General features: G+C 75.6%; 17 protein-coding genes and 1 riboswitch. Of the genes, 4 read left to right on the top strand and 13 right to left on the bottom strand.

The features are described from left to right. Positions 1-92 precede the first annotated feature (92 nt). Both FMM08_RS11375 and gnd read right to left on the bottom strand, forming a co-directional pair. Positions 93-1,562, bottom strand: a complete 1,470-nt coding sequence (locus FMM08_RS11375) for a DUF2786 domain-containing protein (protein WP_187279699.1) — start codon at positions 1,560-1,562, stop codon at positions 93-95. Between the two features lie 147 nt (positions 1,563-1,709). Continuing rightward, positions 1,710-3,215, bottom strand: a complete 1,506-nt coding sequence (gnd, locus tag FMM08_RS11370) for an NADP-dependent phosphogluconate dehydrogenase (RefSeq protein ID WP_147926477.1) — start codon at positions 3,213-3,215, stop codon at positions 1,710-1,712. Between the two features lie 149 nt (positions 3,216-3,364). Between gnd and FMM08_RS11365 the strand changes: the two genes are divergently transcribed. Further along, complete coding sequence (locus FMM08_RS11365) at positions 3,365-4,783, top strand: GGDEF domain-containing protein (RefSeq protein WP_147926476.1); 1,419 nt, start codon at positions 3,365-3,367, stop codon at positions 4,781-4,783. A gap of 35 nt (positions 4,784-4,818) precedes the next feature. Here FMM08_RS11365 and FMM08_RS11360 read toward each other — a convergent pair whose 3' ends face one another. Beyond that, positions 4,819-5,604: an isocitrate lyase/PEP mutase family protein gene (locus tag FMM08_RS11360; protein ID WP_147926475.1), complete on the bottom strand. Its 786-nt coding sequence runs from the start codon at positions 5,602-5,604 to the stop codon at positions 4,819-4,821. Between the two features lie 117 nt (positions 5,605-5,721). Between FMM08_RS11360 and FMM08_RS11355 the strand changes: the two genes are divergently transcribed. Then, positions 5,722-6,666: an aldo/keto reductase gene (locus tag FMM08_RS11355; protein ID WP_147926474.1), complete on the top strand. Its 945-nt coding sequence runs from the start codon at positions 5,722-5,724 to the stop codon at positions 6,664-6,666. Between the two features lie 49 nt (positions 6,667-6,715). Here FMM08_RS11355 and FMM08_RS11350 read toward each other — a convergent pair whose 3' ends face one another. From FMM08_RS11350 to FMM08_RS11310, 9 genes are all read right to left on the bottom strand, one after another. Continuing rightward, positions 6,716-7,189 carry a DUF4262 domain-containing protein gene (locus FMM08_RS11350; RefSeq protein ID WP_187279698.1) on the bottom strand — a complete coding sequence of 158 codons (474 nt, stop codon included), beginning with the start codon at positions 7,187-7,189 and terminating at the stop codon, positions 6,716-6,718. Positions 7,190-7,415: 226 nt separating this feature from the next. Continuing rightward, positions 7,416-7,892, bottom strand: a complete 477-nt coding sequence (locus FMM08_RS23950; RefSeq protein ID WP_304653981.1) for a heat shock protein transcriptional repressor HspR — start codon at positions 7,890-7,892, stop codon at positions 7,416-7,418. Between the two features lie 6 nt (positions 7,893-7,898). After that, entirely contained in the window at positions 7,899-8,960 is a 1,062-nt protein-coding gene (locus FMM08_RS11340) for a DnaJ C-terminal domain-containing protein (RefSeq protein ID WP_147926472.1), read from the bottom strand. Positions 8,961-9,029: 69 nt separating this feature from the next. Next, positions 9,030-9,671, bottom strand: a complete 642-nt coding sequence (gene grpE / locus FMM08_RS11335) for a nucleotide exchange factor GrpE (RefSeq protein WP_147926471.1) — start codon at positions 9,669-9,671, stop codon at positions 9,030-9,032. Beyond that, positions 9,668-11,554 (bottom strand): molecular chaperone DnaK, encoded by a 1,887-nt coding sequence (gene dnaK, locus FMM08_RS11330; RefSeq protein ID WP_147926470.1) that lies wholly within the window; start codon positions 11,552-11,554, stop codon positions 9,668-9,670. Before dnaK ends, grpE begins: the two co-directional genes overlap by 4 nt. A 182-nt stretch (positions 11,555-11,736) precedes the next feature. Further along, positions 11,737-12,378 carry a GNAT family N-acetyltransferase gene (locus tag FMM08_RS11325; RefSeq protein WP_147926469.1) on the bottom strand — a complete coding sequence of 214 codons (642 nt, stop codon included), beginning with the start codon at positions 12,376-12,378 and terminating at the stop codon, positions 11,737-11,739. A 164-nt stretch (positions 12,379-12,542) separates the two neighbouring features. Then, complete coding sequence (locus tag FMM08_RS11320; protein ID WP_147926468.1) at positions 12,543-13,349, bottom strand: energy-coupling factor transporter transmembrane component T family protein; 807 nt, start codon at positions 13,347-13,349, stop codon at positions 12,543-12,545. Then, positions 13,346-15,001, bottom strand: a complete 1,656-nt coding sequence (locus FMM08_RS11315; protein ID WP_147926467.1) for an ABC transporter ATP-binding protein — start codon at positions 14,999-15,001, stop codon at positions 13,346-13,348. Before FMM08_RS11315 ends, FMM08_RS11320 begins: the two co-directional genes overlap by 4 nt. A gap of 7 nt (positions 15,002-15,008) precedes the next feature. Then, positions 15,009-15,827: an ECF transporter S component gene (locus FMM08_RS11310; RefSeq protein WP_147926466.1), complete on the bottom strand. Its 819-nt coding sequence runs from the start codon at positions 15,825-15,827 to the stop codon at positions 15,009-15,011. A gap of 69 nt (positions 15,828-15,896) precedes the next feature. Further along, a riboswitch (TPP riboswitch) is annotated at positions 15,897-16,009 on the bottom strand. Between the two features lie 54 nt (positions 16,010-16,063). Here FMM08_RS11310 and FMM08_RS11305 point away from each other — a divergent pair. Both FMM08_RS11305 and FMM08_RS23025 read left to right on the top strand, forming a co-directional pair. Further along, positions 16,064-16,345 carry a DUF4235 domain-containing protein gene (locus tag FMM08_RS11305; RefSeq protein ID WP_147926465.1) on the top strand — a complete coding sequence of 94 codons (282 nt, stop codon included), beginning with the start codon at positions 16,064-16,066 and terminating at the stop codon, positions 16,343-16,345. Between the two features lie 34 nt (positions 16,346-16,379). Continuing rightward, positions 16,380-16,547, top strand: coding sequence for a hypothetical protein (locus FMM08_RS23025; protein ID WP_187279697.1), 168 nt, complete (start codon positions 16,380-16,382; stop codon positions 16,545-16,547). A 22-nt stretch (positions 16,548-16,569) separates the two neighbouring features. Here FMM08_RS23025 and FMM08_RS11300 read toward each other — a convergent pair whose 3' ends face one another. Further along, positions 16,570-17,577 carry a hypothetical protein gene (locus FMM08_RS11300; RefSeq protein WP_147926464.1) on the bottom strand — a complete coding sequence of 336 codons (1,008 nt, stop codon included), beginning with the start codon at positions 17,575-17,577 and terminating at the stop codon, positions 16,570-16,572. Positions 17,578-17,585 lie beyond the last annotated feature (8 nt).

The raw sequence follows: 17,585 nt of genomic DNA, 5'->3' as shown, positions 1-17,585 counted from the left end.
TCCCTCCCGCCCGCAGGTGGTGGGCGCCGCACCGGACGCGGGCCGCCGGGCTCGGAGTCCGGCCCGGGGTCCCGGCCGGAGCCGGACCGGTGTCAGGCGCCCTCGGCGCTCGGCAGAGCGGCCCTCCCGGTGACGGCCTGCCCGGCGTCCAGCGAGGCCAGCTCGGCGGCCGCCCAGCCCGAGGCCCACCCGGCCCGGTCCAGCGTCCGCGGTCCGCGGCGGGTGACGAGGTCGGGGAAGGCGTCGGCCACCGCCGCGTCCACGGCCGCGGCCCGCTCCCGCAGGGCCGGGAGCAGCCGGGCGTCGGTCACCTCCGCGTCACCCGTCCGCGCTGCCTCGTCGAGGCGCTGGCCGATGCGGCGGGCGAAGGACTCCAGGTAGGCCCGGCGGAACTCCGGGCGGCGCGAGCGGGAGCCGGGGCGCACGTCAGCGCCCGCTGCCGTCATCCCGCGCACGGCCTGCGTCAGCAGCGAGGCGAAGAGCACCTCCACGGCGGCGAGGTCCGCGGCGAACCCGACCACCGCGGAGCAGCCCACGTACCGCAGCCACACCGCGCTGCACCGGTTGGCGCGCGCCACCGCCGCCAGCAGCGCCGCCTTCTGCCCCTCGTAGGGGGCGTCCACGCCGATCCGCACCCCGCTCGGCGCTGGGGGAGCGCCACCGGTGCGCGAGCCGCTGGCGGCTGCCAGCGCGGCCTCGAGGCTGTGCCGCGTCACGAGGCTCTGCGCCGCCGCGGTGAGGGCCTCGGCCTCGGCGGGGAAGGCCGTCGACTCAGCCTTGGCCAGCAGCAGGCGCACCCGCTCGAGCACCCTCAGGTCCGCGCCCTGGAGCGCCGCGTCCGTCCCGGCCCACGGGGACCCGTCGGGGGCCGTGCCGATGACCGGCAGCGCCGGCTGCCGGTCCAGCTCCAGCGCCAGCTCGAGGGCCTGGGCGGCGACGACGGCCCAGACCGGCGCCCACAGCGCCCCCGCGGCGTCCAGCGCTCGCTGGTCCGCCCCCGCGTCGCGCAGGAAGCCGGCCGACGCCTCGCGCACGTCGACGCCCGCGGCCTCCACCTGCCGGCGGAAGCGCCGGGGCAGGTCGGCCCGGCCCCGCCGCGCCAGCTCGGCCCCGACCGCGAGTCCCGCCAGCGGCACCCGGTCGGCCCCCAGGTGCCGGCGCGTCCAGCGGAGCACGTCGGCGGGCTCCCACCCCCGGTCCCAGCGGCGCTCGAGCGCTTCCAGCAGCAGCGCCCTCACGGCGAGGTCCACCTCGTCCTCGCGGCCGGCGGCCAGCACCTGGGCCGCGGTGGTCCGCCCGCCGGTGCGGAGCGCTCCACCCGCGTCCGAGAGCAGCTCCTCCGCGGTGCGCGGCGGTCCCTGGCCGAAGGGGCTGGCCCCCCAGCCACCTCCGTCGTCGTCGAGGTGGAGGTCCTCCTCGGGCCAGGCGCCGTCGTCGCCGTCGTCGCTGAGGTCCTCGTGGAGCTGGTCGAGCAGCTCCTGCCACTCGTCGCGCGGACCCGACCCGTCGCACCCCGGCCGTCCGCACGCGCACCCCGAGCCGTCCCACGGTCCTCGGTACACCTGTCCCACCGCTGCACCCGCCTCGCTGCGGGTCGCCCGACCCGCTCGCCGCCAGGCTGGTGGCGAGCGGGGACAGCAGCAGGCGGGTGCCGCCGGGCCCTGTGGACAGGGCAGCAGCGACACCCGCCTGTGGGCGGACGACGTGCGTCAGTGGGGGTTGTGGCTCCCCTGGCCGGCGGTGTCCTGGCGCTCCTCGGAGCCGTCACCGGACCACAGCGTGTGGTAGGTCCCCTCCTTGTCCACCCGCCCGTAGGTGTGCGCCCCGAACAGGTCGCGCTGACCCTGCACCAGCGCCGCCCCCAACCGCTCACGACGCAGCCCGTCGTAGTACGCCAGGGCGCTCGAGAAGCCCGGCACCGGCACCCCCAGGCGCACCGCGGTGGCCACCACGCGGCGCCAGGAGTCCTGGGCGTTGCTCACCGCCGAGGCGAAGTAGTCATCCAGCAGCAACGAAGCCAGCGCGGCGTCCTTGTCGTAGGCCTCCTTGATCCGGTTCAGGAACTGCGCGCGGATGATGCAGCCCCCGCGCCAGATGGTGGCCATCGCGCCCTTGTCCACGTCCCAGCCGTACTGGTCAGACCCGGCCTGGATCATGTCGAAGCCCTGCGCGTAGGCCACCACCTTGGAGGCGTACAACGCGTCGCGGACCGCCTCGACGAAGCCCTCGGCCTCAGCGCCGGTCAGGGAAGCGCCGCTCGGACCGACCAGGGTGCCCGCGGCCTGCACGGCCTTGCGCTGGTCCACCGAGCCCGACAGCGACCGGGCGAAGACGGCCTCGGCGATGCCGGTGGTGGGAACACCCAGCTCCAGGGCGGTCTGCACCGTCCAGCGCCCGGTGCCCTTCTGCTCGGCGGCATCGACGATGACGTCCACCAGCGCCTTGCCGGTCTCGGCGTCCACCTTGTCCAGCACCGTGGCGGTGATCTCGATGAGGAAGGACTCCAGGTCCCCCTCGTTCCAGGTGCGGAACACCTCCGCCAGCTCCGCGGGGGTCTTGCCCAGTCCCTGGCGCAGCAGGTCGTAGGCCTCAGCGATCAGCTGCATGTCGGCGTACTCGATGCCGTTGTGCACCATCTTCACGAAGTGCCCCGCCCCGTCGGGGCCGACGTAGGTGCAGCAGGGGGTGCCGTCGACGTCGACGGCGATGGACTCCAGGATCGGGCCGAGGGCCTCGTAGGACTCCTTCGAGCCGCCGGGCATGATGCTCGGCCCGTTCAGCGCCCCCTCCTCACCCCCGGAGACCCCGGTGCCCACGAAGTGCAGGCCCTCGGCCCGCAGGGCCTGCTCGCGGCGGCGGGTGTCGTCGAAGTGGGCGTTGCCGCCGTCGATGACGATGTCGCCCTCCTCCAGCAGCGGCACCAGCTCATCGATGACGGCGTCGGTGGCCTTGCCGGCCTTCACCATGATCATGACGCGGCGGGGGCGCTTGAGGGAGGCCACGAAGGAGGCCAGGTCGGTGGAGGCCACGAAGTCGCCCTCGGCCCCGAACTGGGCGACCAGCTCATCCACCCGGGACTGGGTGCGGTTGTGCAGCGCGGTCACGTGACCGTTGCGGGCGAAGTTGCGGGCCAGGTTGCGGCCCATCACCGCCAGACCGGTGACACCGATGTCGGCGCGCGCGCCGGTGGAGGGGGAGGAGGACTCGTCTGCCATGGGCCGATCCTGCCGGGCGCGGCGAGGCGCCCGCCAGCCTGGTCCTGTCACATCCGCCTCTCCCGCATGATCGGGGCCTGAGAGGATGCGGCGCTGCGCTGATCGCTGGTGCGGCGCTGACCGGGGGATCAGTGGAGCGGGGGTCGTCCGTGGGGAGCCTGAGCCCTGCTGTCGTGGGGGTCGCGGCGCTCGTGGCCGCCGCGGTGCTGGCCGCCGTGGGCCTGCGGAGGCGAGCAGGAGCCGGCGCCGCGGCCGCGGCACTGGTCGCCTCGGGGCTGGCGGTGCTCGCCGCCGTCGGAGACGACGCCCCGCTGACGGGCGACCCGGCGCCGCTGGTGCTCAGCGCGACGGCCTCCCTGCTCCTGAGCGCGGGTCTCATCGCCGTCCAGATGCGCCTCCTGCGCCGGCGCCTGATCACCTCCACGGCTCGCAGCTGGCTCGACGTCGCGAGCGGAGCGGCCATGGGCCTCGGTCTGGCCTGGGCCATCGGGACGCCCCTGCTCGAGCGCTCCTCCGGCGCGTCGGTCGCGTGGGCGACCGTCGTCCTCGTGCCCGCGGGAGCCGCGGAGATCGCCGCCAGCTTCTGCCTCACCTCCACCCTCCTGCTGCGCCCGCAGGACCCGCGGATGAGGGCGCTGGGCGCCGCGGCCCTGCTGCACCTGTCCGCGGAGGCCGCCGGGCTGCTCGGGTCGGCGGGGTCGGGGGCCGGGACGGTGACCGCCGCCGCGCTGAGGGTGGGTGTGGTGGTGGCGGTGGTCGCCGCGGCCCTCCTGCGGGACCCGGCGGCAGGGGCGACCGCGCTGGAGAGCACGGCCGACGTCGTCATCGCTCCCATCACCCTCACCGCGGGCAGCATCGTGATGCTCAGCTGGCACCTGGTGTCGCCGCTGAACCCGGCCGCGGCGTGGGCGGCGCTCGTGACGATGGTGCTGATGACCGCCAAGACGGTGGTGGTCTTCCGCCAGCTCGACGTGCTGAACACCATCCGGGCGCTGGCCATGACCGACGCGCTCACCGGCCTCGGCAACCGGCGCGCCCTGCAGGAGGCGCTGGCCGGCGTGGACGCGGGGGACGTCGTGGCGCTGGTGGTCGTCGACCTCGACAGGTTCAAGGCCGTCAACGACAGCCTCGGGCACGCCGCCGGCGACGAGCTGCTCGTGGAGCTGGCCCGCCGCCTGCTCGACGGTGCGGGAGAGGGCGAGGTGGTGGTCCGACTCGGCGGTGACGAGTTCGCGCTCGTGGTGCCCCGGGCCAGCCTCGAGGCGGCGCGCTCACGGGCCGCGGAGGCGGTCCGCGCGCTGAGCCGGCCCGTGCGCCTGGGGCACACCACCGCCTCGGTGGGTGCGAGCGCCGGCGTGGCGCTCGCACCCCTGCACGCCACCGACGCCGTGGCCCTGCAGGAGCGGGCCGACGAGGCGATGTACAGCGCCAAGGGCCTGCGCGGCGCTGTCGTGGTGCTGGGCGAGGTGCCGGTCCCCCCGGCGGAGCGGCGACGGGAGGCGCGGCGCTCCACCGACCGCCACCGCGGCGAGGAGCCCGACCCGGTGGCCAGCGGCGAGGGCCGCTGACCACCGGCCGACGTCGGTGGAGCGTCGGCCGAGCGTCAGTTGAGCGGGCGGGTGCCGGGCGGCAGGACGCCCCCGGCCAGCAGCTCCGCGGTGGCGTCCTGCAGGGCGGTCAGCGCCACGCGCTGCGTGAACGGCCCCGTGGAGACCCGGGCGACGCCGAGGGCCTCGAGCTCACGGGTGGGCAGCGACACGCCGGGGATCGAGATGAGGGTGACCACACCGCGGCCGAGCTCGGAGACGAGCGCCTCCACGTGCTCGCGCCGCGCCGCGCGCGGCACGAAGACCACGGGAGCCCCGACCTCCAGGTAGGCCTTGCACCGGGTGATCGCCTCGGCGAGCGTGTCGGCCGGGTCCTGCCCCGCAGGGGCCTTGGTGAAGGCGTCGGTGCGGGCGTTGAGCACGAACCCGGGCACGCCGGCGTCGCGGGCCGCGCGCAGGCTCGCCTCGACGGCGGCCACGGACTCCTCCAGGGGCTTGAGCCCGTCCTCGAGGTTGCCGCCCACCGCGCCGGCGGCGATCGCGCGACAGGTGGTCTCGCCCGCGTCGCCGTAGCCGCCCTCGAAGTCCATGGTCACCGGCAGGGCGACGTCAGCGGCGATGCGCGCGACCATGTCCAGGTGGAGGTCGAGCGGGATCTGCTCACCGTCCTCGTAGCCGAACGTCGCGGCGATGCCGTGGCTCGGCGTGGCGATGGCCTTCGTCCCCTCGACGGCGGCCACGGCGCGGGCGGAGACGACGTCCCAGGCGTTGGCGAGCACCAGCAGCTCCGGGGCGCGGTGCAGGTCGAGCAGGGTCTGTGCCTTGGCGGCGAGGTCGGTCACGCCCGTCGACGCTAGCGCCCGCGGGGGTGGTCGGCCACGCCGCGGTCGGGAGGGGCGCGGCGCGGCGCGGCGCGGACGAGGGGTGCGGGCTGGTGCACCGCCGGGTAGGACGTGGTCGTGACTGCGCGGCTCGGGCTGGGACTGGCGGCGCTGGGCAGGCCCGCGTACATCACAGCAGGACGCGACGGCGACCTCGGCGCCGACAGGTCGGTGGCGGCGATGCGCGACCGCGCCGCCACCGTGCTCGGCGCGGCGTGGAGCACGGGGGTGCGCCACCTCGACGCCGCCCGCTCCTACGGGCGCGCGGAGGAGTTCCTGGCGCACTGGCTGGCCTCGCGCCCCGACGTCGCCGGTGACGCCTCGCTCGTGGTGGCCTCGAAGTGGGGCTACCGGTACGTGGGCGGCTGGCGGATGGACGCCGAGGTCCACGAGGTGAAGGACCACTCCCTGGGCGCCTTCACCGAGCAGCTGGCGCAGACCCGCGACCTCCTCGGCGAGCACCTGCGCCTCTACCAGGTGCACTCGGTCACCCCCGACAGCCCGGTCCTGCGCGACGGCCCGCTGCTGCGCGCACTGGCCGCTGAGCGCGAGCGGGGTCTGCGGATCGGGCTGTCGACGTCCGGCCCCCACCAGGGGGACGTCGTGCGCGCTGCGCTGGAAGTCGTCGTCGACGGCGAGCAGCTCTTCAGCGAGGTGCAGTCCACGTGGAACCCGCTCGAGCCCTCCGCGGGGCCAGCACTGGGCGACGCCGCGGGTGCAGGCTGGCTGGTGGTGGTCAAGGAGGTGCTGGCCAACGGCCGGCTGGCCCCCGGCGGCGACCCCGGCGCCCAGCGAGCGGCCCACCGGGTGGACGTGCGCCTCGACCAGCTGGCGCTGGCCACGGCCCTGGCGCAGCCGTGGGCGGGCGTGGTGCTGTCCGGGGCGGTGACGCCCGAGCAGGTGGCCCGTGGTGCGGCTGCGGCACGGCTCGAACTCGACGACGACGCCCTGCAGGCGCTCGCACCGCTCGCGCAGGAGCCCGCCACCTACTGGGGCGAGAGGTCGGCCCGCGACTGGCGCTGAGGCAGCCGAGGCACCTGCCGGACCCCGTCCACGGCGCCCCAGCCGCTCCTCAGAGCTGGCGCGGAGCGGCGACCTTCGGGGCGCGGGCGAACAGCTGCTGGTGCGCGGCGCCGGCGAGGCGGTGCGCGTCCCACGGCCAGCGACCCTCGTCATCGCACCAGACCACCTGGAGCGCCGGCACCTCGACGTCGTCGGACGCGACGGCCTGCGCCACCACGAGCGCGTCCGGCGAGGTGACGCGCAGCAGCCGCAGCGACGGCCACGGGGCGCGCTGGAGGAGGTCACCGACGTGGAAGCGGCGCCCGGCGAGCACCTCGTCACCGAGGAGCCCGAGCAGGTAGCCGGCCTCGGCGGGAGCGCGGCCGCTGACGAGCAGCTCGGGGTGCCCCAGCCGGTTGAGACCCACGGTGTGGGAGAAGGGCAGCGCGCGGCGACCGGCGCCCCCGACGGAGACCACCGACCACCCCTGCTCGTCGATGAGACGGCGGTGCTCGTCCAGGGCCTCGACAACCCTGTGGTCCACACGCATCACCGGAGCCGCCTCCTCAGTCGTCGCCTGCAGGTCCGAGCATAAATGACAAATGTGACAGTCGTGACGGCTGGGGCCCGTGTGACTTGGCCCCAGTCCTGCACGCCGACCACCCCGCTGTAGAACAGGTGTTCGACCAGCGGAGGCTCTTCGACCTGCTCCACGGGGTGTCGTCGGCACTGCTCGGAAGGCTAGGGAGAGGGTCTGACAGCCCGGCGGATCAGCGCGGCGGTGGCCGCCAGACGACCAGGGCCCCCGAGGGCCCGAAGGTCGGAGCGGGCCGCGCGGGGCGCTGCGGCCGCTGCCCGCGCTCCACGGCGACCACGTCACCGGCGGGCCCCGCGGCGAAGACCCGTCGCGAGCGCTGGAGGGCGTCGTAGACCCTGGTCAGCTCGGCGCTGAGCTCCTCCACGCGCGACTGCAGGGCGTTGACCTGGTCCTCCAGCTCGAGGATGCGCTTGATGCCCGCCAGGTTGACGCCCTCCTCCTGGGACAGGCGCTGCACCTCGCGCAGCATGACCACGTTCCGAGGGGAGTACCGCCGCCCGCGGCCGGAGGCCCGCGAGGGGGAGACGAGACCCAGGCGGTCGTACTGGCGCAGGGTCTGCGGGTGCATCCCCGCCAGCTCCGCGGCCACGGAGATGACGAAGACGGCGGCGTCCGGGTGCAGGCTGGAGCGCTGGTCACCAGCGTCCACCACGGGTCACCTCCCTCCAGCGGCGCCGCGGGCGCGCGCGAGCAGGTCGGCGCGGGGGTCGGCACCGTCGGAGCCGGCGCCGGCCTCGCGGAAGGCCTCCACAGCGGCCCGCGCCGCACCGTCGAGCCGCTGGGGCACCACCACCTGGGTGGTGACGAGCAGGTCGCCGGTGTGCTCGCCGCGGCGCACGCCGCGGCCCTTGACCCGCAGCGTGCGCCCCGAGGGCGTTCCCGCGGGCACCTTGAGGCGCACCGCACCGCCGTCCAGCGTGGGGGCGCTGACCTCGGCGCCGAGGGCGGCCTCGTCGAAGGTGACCGGCAGGGTCACGCGCAGGTCGTCACCGTCGCGCGTGAAGACCGGGTGGGGCTGCACGTGCACGGTGATGAACAGGTCGCCCGGCTCGCCACCGCGGGGGCCGGGGCGCCCCTTGCCGCGCAGGCGGATGCGCTGGCCGTCCCGCACGCCCGGAGGGATCCGGGCGGTCAGCGGCTGACCGTCCACGCTCAGCGTGACGGTCGAGCCGCCCACGGCCTCGGCGAAGGGCAGCGTCGTCTCGGCGTCGAGGTCGACCCCGGCGCCCCGGCGACCACCGGGCGCACCACCGGGCGCCTGGAAGCCGGCCGGCCCGCCGCGCCCGGCGGCACCACCGAACATCCCGGCCAGCAGGTCGTCGATGTCGGGACCGCCAGCGCCCTGGCCGGGGGCGCCGTAGCGGACGCGCTGGCCGGCTCCCGCGCCGCCGCCGAAGAGCCCGCCGAAGAGGTCCTCGAAGCCGGCCGCGCCACCGGGGCCGCTCGGCCCGGCCCCACCGGAGGAGAAGCGGGCCCGGCCACCGGCCATGGCGCGCACGGCGTCGTACTGCTGGCGCTGCTCGGGGTCGTTGAGCACCGAGTACGCCTCGCCGACCTCCTTGAAGCGCGCCTCGGCGGAGGCGTCCCCGGGGTTGGCGTCCGGGTGCAGCGTGCGAGCGAGCTTGCGGTAGGCCTTGCGCACGTCGTCCTGCGAGGCGTCGCTGGAGACGCCGAGGGTCTTGTAGAAGTCCTTCTCGAGCCAGTCCTGGCCGGCCATGCGGTACCTCCGGGAACGCCCCGACCCGCGCCCCGGGGTGCCGGGGCGCGGGTCGGGTCTGGTCGGGTCTCAGGCGGGGGAGGTCACGGCGACCCGGGCGGGTCGCAGCACCTTCTCCCCCACCTTGTAGCCGGGCTGCAGCACGGTGGTCACCACCGTCTCGGTGACCTCCGTGCTCTCGGCGTGCATCAGCGCCTCGTGCACGGACGGGTCGAACTGCTCGCCGACCTGGCCGTAGCGCGAGAGCCCGAAGCGGGCGAGCGCCGCCTCCAGCTTGTCGCTGATGGACGCGAACGGTCCGCCCTCGAGGTCGCCGTGCTGGCGGGCCAGCTCGACGTCGTCGAGGACCGGCAGCAGCGCCTCGAGCAGGCTCGTGGTGGCCGAGGCGCGGGCGACGTCCCGGTCCCGGTCGACCCGGCGCCGGTAGTTGACGTACTCCGCCTGGAGCCGCTGGAGGTCTCCCAGCCGCTCCTCGGCCAGGCCGCGCGCGGTGGCGAGCTCGTCGCCGGCGCCGTCGACGCCCTCGGCGTCAGCGGCGGCGGCGCGCTCGTCCTGCGCGGGCCGGTCAGCGCCGGAGGGGCCGCCTCCCGCGCCGGGGACCTGGTCCCCGGGCGGGGTGCGCACCTCCCCGGTCTCCGGGTCGAGCCGGCGCTTGTCGCGCACGACCACCGGCTCCTCGGGCTGCGCGGGGTGCTGGGGACCAGCGGTCACTTGCGGCCCTCGGTGTCGTCGTCGACGACCTCGGCGTCGACCACGTCATCAGCGGCGGACGTCGAGGACTGGCCTGCCGCACCGGCACCGCCAGCCGCACCGCCGGCAGCGGCAGAGCCGTCAGCGTCGCCCTGGCTGTACAGGGCGGAGCCGAGCTCCTGGCTGACCTTCGCCAGCTCCTCCTGCTTGGCCTTGACGGCGTCGATGTCGTCGCCCTCGAGCGCCGTCTTGAGCTCGGCGATGGCGGCGCGGACCTTGGTCACGCCCTCCTCGGGGAGCTTGTCGGTGTTGTCGGAGACGAACTTCTCGGTGGAGTAGGCCAGCTGCTCCGCGGAGTTGCGGACCTCGGCCTCCTCCCGGCGCTTGGCGTCCTCCTCGGCGTGGGCCTCGGCGTCCTTGACCATGCGCTCGATGTCCTCCTTGGACAGCGCGCTGCCCCCGGAGATCGTCATGCGCTGCTCCTTGCCGGTGCCGCGGTCCTTCGCCGAGACGTGGACGATGCCGTTCGCGTCGATGTCGAAGGTGACCTCGATCTGCGGCACGCCGCGCGGGGCGGGGGCGATGCCCGTGAGGTCGAAGGTGCCCAGCGCCTTGTTGTCGCGGACCAGCTGGCGCTCGCCCTGGTAGACCTGGATCAGCACGGAGGGCTGGTTGTCGTCAGCCGTGGTGAAGACCTCCGAGCGCTTGGTCGGGATGGCCGTGTTGCGCTCGATGAGCTTGGTCATCACCCCGCCCTTGGTCTCGATGCCCAGGCTCAGCGGCGTGACGTCGATGAGCAGGACGTCCTTGCGCTCGCCCTTCAGCACGCCGGCCTGCAGGGCCGCACCCACGGCGACGACCTCGTCGGGGTTCACGCCGCGGTTGGGCTCGCGCCCGCCGGTCAGCTCGCGCACGACCTCGCCGACGGCGGGCATGCGGGTGGAGCCGCCGACCATCACCACGTGGTCGATGTCGCTGAGCTTGACGTCGGCGTCCTTGATGACGCTGTTGAAGGGGGCCTTGGTGCGCTCGAGCAGGGAGCGCGTCATGTCCTCGAAGGCGGCGCGGGTGAGCTTCTCGTCGAGGTGCACCGGGCCGTTCTCGGTCATGGAGAGGTACTGCAGGCTGATGTTGGTGCTCGTCGCGGACGAGAGCTCCTTCTTCGCCTGCTCAGCGGCCTCGCGGAGGCGCTGCATCGCGATCTTGTCCTTGGAGAGGTCGACCCCCTCCTTGTTCTTCACCTGCTTGACCAGCCAGTCGCGGATGGCGGCGTCCCAGTCGTCACCACCGAGGTGGTTGTCACCGGAGGTGGCGCGCACCTGGATGGTGGAGAAGCCGTCCTCGGGGTCCTTGCCGACCTCGAGCAGGGAGACGTCGAAGGTGCCGCCGCCCAGGTCGAAGACGAGGATGAGCTCGTCCTCCTTGCCCTTGTCCAGGCCGTAGGCGAGGGCCGCAGCGGTGGGCTCGTTGATGATGCGCAGGACGTTCATGCCGGCGATCTCGCCGGCCTCCTTGGTCGCCTGGCGCTGCGCGTCGTTGAAGTACGCGGGGACCGTGATGACCGCGTCGGTCACCGGCTCGCCGAGGTACTCCTCCGCGTCGCGCTTGAGCTTCTGCAGCACGCGGGCCGAGATCTCCTGCGCCGTGTACTTCTTGTCGTCGACGACCTGGGTCCAGTCGGTGCCCATGTGGCGCTTGACGGACGAGATGGTCCTGTCGACGTTGGTGACCGCCTGGCGCTTGGCGATCTCTCCGACCAGCGGCTCGCCGGACTTGGCGAACGCCACGACGGACGGCGTGGTGCGGGCCCCCTCGGCGTTGGCGATGACAGTGGGCTCGCCGCCCTCCAGCACCGCGACCACGGAGTTGGTGGTGCCCAGGTCGATGCCGACCGCTCGGGCCATGGTGGTTCCTCCTGAGAGCAGACTGCTGAGTGAGTGCCGCTCAAGTCTTGCGCGCCCGGTCGGCTCTGTCGAACCGGGCGGCTCGTTCTTGAGCCTGTCTCACTCAACTCTCAGGTGCCGCCGTCTGTTCCCGGTCCCTCCACCGGGCCAGCCCGAGCCGCTCAGCGCCGCCTCCGGACGGTCTAGCGGTAGGAGAGCTCCCGCAGCGGGCCGAGGGAGTCGACCGCGGTGCGCGGCACGTGGACCCGCGGGCAGCGGCCGTGCGCGTGGCGCTGCCCGCGCACCCGGCCTCCCAGCCCGGACAGCAGCGCCTGGGCCGCCACCGGGTCGGCGTCGGGGTGGACCTGGAGCTCGGTGCGGCCCTGCACGAGCAGGGCGCCCGCGAAGTGCGCCAGCAGCGTCGAGCCGATCCCGCGGTGCTGCCAGGAGTCCTGCACGAGGACCTCCGCGGCCATGGCGATGGGGTCCTCCTCGCCGGTGCAGGTGGCCGGGCGCAGCGCGCCCACGGCCACCGCCCGACCGGGGCCGGACTCGACGACCACGGCACCGGGCTCGCGCAGCCAGGCCTCCTGCTGCACCAGGGGCAGCACGGTGCCACCGCGGCCGGACCAGCCCAGGCGGGTGGTGGGACTGCAGCGGACGAGCAGGGACGCCAGCACCGGGAGGTCCTGCACGCGGGCGGGACGCACGACGAGGCGCTGCCCGCCGGCGAGGAACGTCCACGGCTGGGCCAGCAGGGCCGCGCTCGGAGCCTGCTCCGGGGCGGCGAGGGGGGCGGCCGCCCGGAGGGTCGGCACTCGGGTCATCACGGTCTCTGCGCTCACGAGGAGGAGGTTGACCTGAGAGGTTTCCGCCTCGGTTGCACATGTGTGACGCGCGTGTGTCGCGCCCCTCGCGGATCGTGGTAATGCGGCACGGCCACCACGTGGTTCGCCCGGGTCACAGTTCTGTCACGGACCTCCGACGGCCCCGGAGCGGCGGATGCGCGTCAGGTGAGCAGCAGCCGCCACGTACCGGCGAGCACGCCCGCCGTCGTCGCCAGGGCCGCCAGCAGCACCCCACCCGCCACGACCGTCCAGTCGGCACCGCGCATCCGGCTGGGGCGCGCCCACGTGCGGCGCTCCGCCGGCCCCGCGCCGAAGCCGCGCGCCTCCATCGCCGTGGCCAGCACCGTCGCGCGGCGCACCGCGATGACGAGCAGCACGAAGGTCCGTCCCGCCACGTCGCGCGCCGCGGCCACCGCCCCGCCACCGCCGAGCCCGCGGGCCCGGCGCGCCAGCGACAGCTGCCGCCACTCCTCGCCCAGCACGTCGACCACGCGGAACGCCGCGAGCGCCGCCAGCACGAAGCGCGCCGGCAGCCGCAGCACCTGGGCGAGCGCGTCCCCCAGGTCGGTGGGGTCGGTGGTGGCGAGCAGGACGACGCCGGGCAGCGCGATCGCCACCACGCGCAGACCCACGGCAGCACCCGCCTCCAGGGAGCCGGTGGTCACGGTCAGCGGCCCGGCGGCCAGCAGCACGGAGCCCGAGTCGACGCCGACCAGCGCCGTCAGCACCGCCGTGGGCACCGCGGCGAGCGCCAGCAGAGTGCTGCGGCGCGCCAGCGCCGCCGCACCCAGTCCCACCAGCGGCAGGGCCAGCAGCTCCAGCGCCACCGCCGTGCCGGCGGTCACCACGTCCACCGACAGGAGCAGGACGACGGCGAGCACCGTGGCCACGGCCAGCTTCGCCACCGGGTTGGCGCGGCTCAGCGGGGTGGACCTCACCGCGCCCGCGTCGAGGAGACCGGTGCTCACGCAGCGCCCTCCTGGCGGCGCGAGGTGCTCGTCGTCGTCGTGGTGGTGGGAGGGGGCGGGGTGGTGTCCGAGGAACCCCCTGCGGTCTCCTCCACGCGCAACCGCCCGTCACCGACCCACCAGGTGGCGTCGGCGAGCGCCGCGCAGAGGGCGTCGTCGTGGGTGGCCGCCAGCACCGCGGCCCCCTCGTCGCGCAGTGCGGCGAGCAGGGCCACCAGCTCCGCCCAGGTGCGGGAGTCCTGCCCGAACGTCGGCTCGTCGAGCACGAGGAGGCGGGGCCGGGTGGCCAGCGCGGTGGCCACCGAGAGGCGCCGCTGCTCTCCGCCGGAGAGCGTGAAGGGGTTGGCCCGGGCGAGGCGGTCGAGCTGGAGCCGCTGCAGCAGGTCCTCCACCCGCGCCGCGACCTCGGCCTCGGGAAGGCCCAGGCGGCGCGGCCCGACGGCCAGCTCCTCGGTGACGGTCTGGGCGACGAACTGGTGGCGCGGGTCCTGGAAGACCGAGCCGATCCGGGAGACGAGGTCGCGCGGCGCCCAGCGGGCCGGGTCGTCGGGGGAGGCCTCCTGGCGCCGGTCGCGCCAGCGCCTGCGCGGTGGTGCCGGGGGCACCACGCCGAGCAGGACCGGCTCGGCGCGGACCCGCCCGGCCACCGGCGCAGCGAGCCCCGCGACCGCGAGGGCGAGGGTCGACTTGCCGGCCCCGTTGACGCCGCGCAGCGCCGTCACGGACCCGGAGCGGACGCCCGCCGTGACGGCGCTCAGCACCGGGGCGCCGCTCCCGCGGCGGCCCACCGCGACGTCGTCGAGCGACAGCAGGGGCGGCCCCGCCCCGGCGGCGCCGGGGCGGGGCGGAGCAGCGGGGACGGGCGCGGGTCGGTGCCCCGGCACCCACACGCCCGCGGCGGCCAGCTCGGCGCCGCGCTGGGCCAGCACCCGGGCGACGGGGCCGTCGGCGAGCACCCCGCCCCCGGGAGCCAGCACCACCACGCGGTCGACCAGCTCCACCCAGAGGTCCACGCGGTGCTCCACGAGCAGGCAGCCCGCGCCGGTGGCCGCGAGGCGCTCGGCGACGACGTCGCGCAGCCGGGCGGCGCCGTCGGGGTCGAGCATCGCGGTCGGCTCGTCGAGCAGGAGCAGCTGCGGCTCCAGGGCGAGCACCCCGGCGAGCGCCAGGCGCTGGCGCTGTCCCCCGGACAGGTGGGCCGTGGAGTGCTGGCGCGGGAGGGTCAGCCCCACGTCCGCGAGAGCGGCGTCGACGCGGGGCCAGATGCGCTCCGCGGGCACGCCGTGGTTCTCGAGCCCGAAGGCGACGTCGTCGCCGACGCGGGCCAGCACCGTCTGGGCCTGCGGGTCCTGCAGGAGCAGTCCCGTCCGGGCGCGGCCCTCGCCCGCGGCGACGGCCCGCAGCCGCGCCTCGGCCGCGGGCACGCCGTCGAGGAGGAGCTGCCCCTCGGCCTCGCCGGTGCCGTCCGGACCGCCGTCCAGCAGCCCGGCGACACCGGCTAGCAGCGTCGACTTGCCCGCCCCCGACGCGCCGAGCAGGAGGACGCGCTCACCGGCCTCGACGTCGAGGTCGAGGCCGCGCACGGCGTGGGCGCGGCGCGCGTTCCAGCGCCACCCCCAGCCGCGGGCGCGCAGCAGCGGGCCGGACGCCACGGCGGGGTCAGACCCGCTGGGCGTTGCGGCCGGAGGCCAGCGGCGCCAGCGCCCCGGTACGGGCGAGCGCCCGGGTCAGCGCCCACCCTCCGAGACCGGCGATGACGATCCCCGACGCGATCGCGAAGGCCACGTAGGCGACCTTCCAACCGACCACGAACTCCGGGTAGTACAGGACGGTGTCGAGGATCCCGACGACGACGCCGGCACCAGCCCCCGCGCCGATCCCGGCGACCACGCCCCACTGGCGGTAGAGCAGCACCGCCAGCACCACCTCGGCGCCCAGACCCTGCAGCAGGCCGTACCAGACGGTGGCGAAGCCCCACTGGTTGCCGACGAGGGCGGAGACGACCGCGGCCACGAGCTCCACGAAGACCGCCGCGCCGGGCTTGCGGATCACCAGGCCACCGACGACGCCTGCGGACAGCCACACGCCCACGAGCAGAGCGGACGCCGGCGGGAAGAACGCGAGCGCGTTGGAGATCGGCGTCCAGCCGAGGTTCCAGACGGTGAAGACGAGGCCCATCGCCACACCGAGGACGCTGGCGACGACGATGTCCACCACCCGCCACGAGCGACGCGGCGCCGTGCGCCACCCGACGATCGCCAGGAGGCCGAGCACGAGCGCGAGCACGCCGACCAGCGGCTGGGGAGCCGCCTCACCCCCGGTGTCGTCGAGGGCTGAGAACCAGACCGGACCCCACCACACCAGGGCGCTGACCACCACGACGGCGGTGGCGAGCAGGAGCGTGGCGACGGTGCTGGCGCGCGATCCGGCGCGCGGTGACCCGTCGGTGGGTCCGTGGTGCTTCTCGGTGGTGCTCATCAGGTGCCTCCCAGCTGGGTCGCGAGGAGGGGTGCCGCGCCGTCGCGCCCGGGTCCGGACGCCACGGCGGCGGCAGAAAGCTCGACTCCCTACGCCGGTGTGAACCGGATCAGGTTCGAGGGTCTGCGGTCTCCCGCACTCTCAGCGCCTCCCGCGAGGTGGGCGCTCCCCTGTCGATCGGGGCAACGGTACTGCCTCCGCTGGACGGCTCCCAGCTGGCTTGGGAGGCTGGCGCCGTGGGAAACCTCGTGTGGACCGTGCTGGGCACGGGCAGCGGTCTGGCGGCGCAGTCGGCCGCGCGCTCCGTCATCAAGAAGCTGTGGGTGCTCGCCACCGGCAAGCAGCCCCCGGCCAACCCCCTCAGCCCCCACGTCGCGCTCGCGGAGGCCGTCGGCTGGGCCGTGGTCTCCGGGGCCCTCGTGGGCGTGGTGCGCATGCTCGCCACCCGCCAGGCCGCGAAGTTCTACGAGAAGAGCGCGGGCCACCTGCCCAAGAAGATGCAGGACGTCAGCGCCTGACCGCGGAGGAGCGGCCGGGCACCGGGGGGCTCGTGTGGACGGGCTGCTGAGGTCGCTGCGGGAGCCGGGAGCGGGGCGTCCCTCGCTGCTGGCTCGCGTCGTGGCGGGCCTGGTGGTGCTGGGGATGCTCGGCGCGGCGGCACCGGTGCTGGCCGTGCTGCTCGGCCCGGTGGTGCGCTGGCTCGGCGAGGTGCTCCTCTAGCCCGCGCCTCGCAGGTGTCCCGCTACGCCAGCGGGAAGCCGTCGGCGTCCACCACCACTCCGCCGACCTCGCGGGCGATGGCGTCAGTCAGGGTCTGGACGACCGCACCGGCGCGGGCCCGTGCCCGGCGGACGTCGAGAGCCGGGACCTCGTGCTCGGCGGCGGCCGGGTCGTCGGGCCACCACACGGCGTTGTAGGTCACGGCCTCGCCGGCCCACGGCACCCCGTGCAGCGCGGGCGGTGGCTCGGTCACCCCCGCCACCTCCAGCTGGACCAGCCCTCCCTCGGGCAGGGGGACGACGAGCGCGTACGCGTCCAGCACGTCCTCGCCCGCTGCGACGGCGGCGTCCCGGGCGTCCGCAGCCACGTGCAGCGCCTCGCGCGCCTCGGGCGGGGGTGCGTCGTCGTCGTGGGTGCTCTCCAGGGCTGCGACCGCCTCCGGCGTGAGCCCCTCCCACGCCGTGCCCTCCACGGCCAGCTCCACCCCGGGGACGGCGTGCGCGGCGATGTCCAGGGCGTCCTCGGGGGCCACCCAGCGGGGGCTGAGCACGGTCCGGTCCACCCAGGACAGCGGGTCGGGTCGCAGCAGGGCCCAGCCCTGGCCCGACGGCTGCGCGGCCACGCGGACCGCGCCCTCGAGGCGGCGCGCCAGCGCGAGCGCCAGGTCGAGGGTGCGGCGCTCCGCCATGACCGGCAGCCCGTCGGGGAAGGCGCGGTGCAGGCCCTCGCGGTCGGTGGTGCCCGCCAGCGGCGGGTCGCCGCGCTCCACCGGGCACTCCAGCACCCAGGCGCAGCGCCACGGGTCGGGGACCGCCGCTCCCGCCGCTGCGGCGGCGTCCAGGAGCAGCGGACCGCGCAGCGTGGTCCAGCGGCCCAGCCGCCAGGTGGCACCGCCCAGGGGGACGACGTCAGGGTGGCGGGCGCGGACCAGCCCCAGGACCACGGCCTCCGGCAGCTCGTCGGGCAGGAGGAGCAGGTGGTGCCCCGCCAGCGCGCGCCCGGCGTCACGCCCGAGGACGAGGGAGGCCACGGCGGACG

This window comes from Quadrisphaera setariae, from assembly GCF_008041935.1.
Classification (GTDB): Bacteria; Actinomycetota; Actinomycetes; order Actinomycetales; family Quadrisphaeraceae; genus Quadrisphaera; species Quadrisphaera setariae.
The sequence above is the reverse complement of the archived record's forward strand: the minus strand, read 5'-3'. Positions and strand labels throughout refer to the sequence as shown.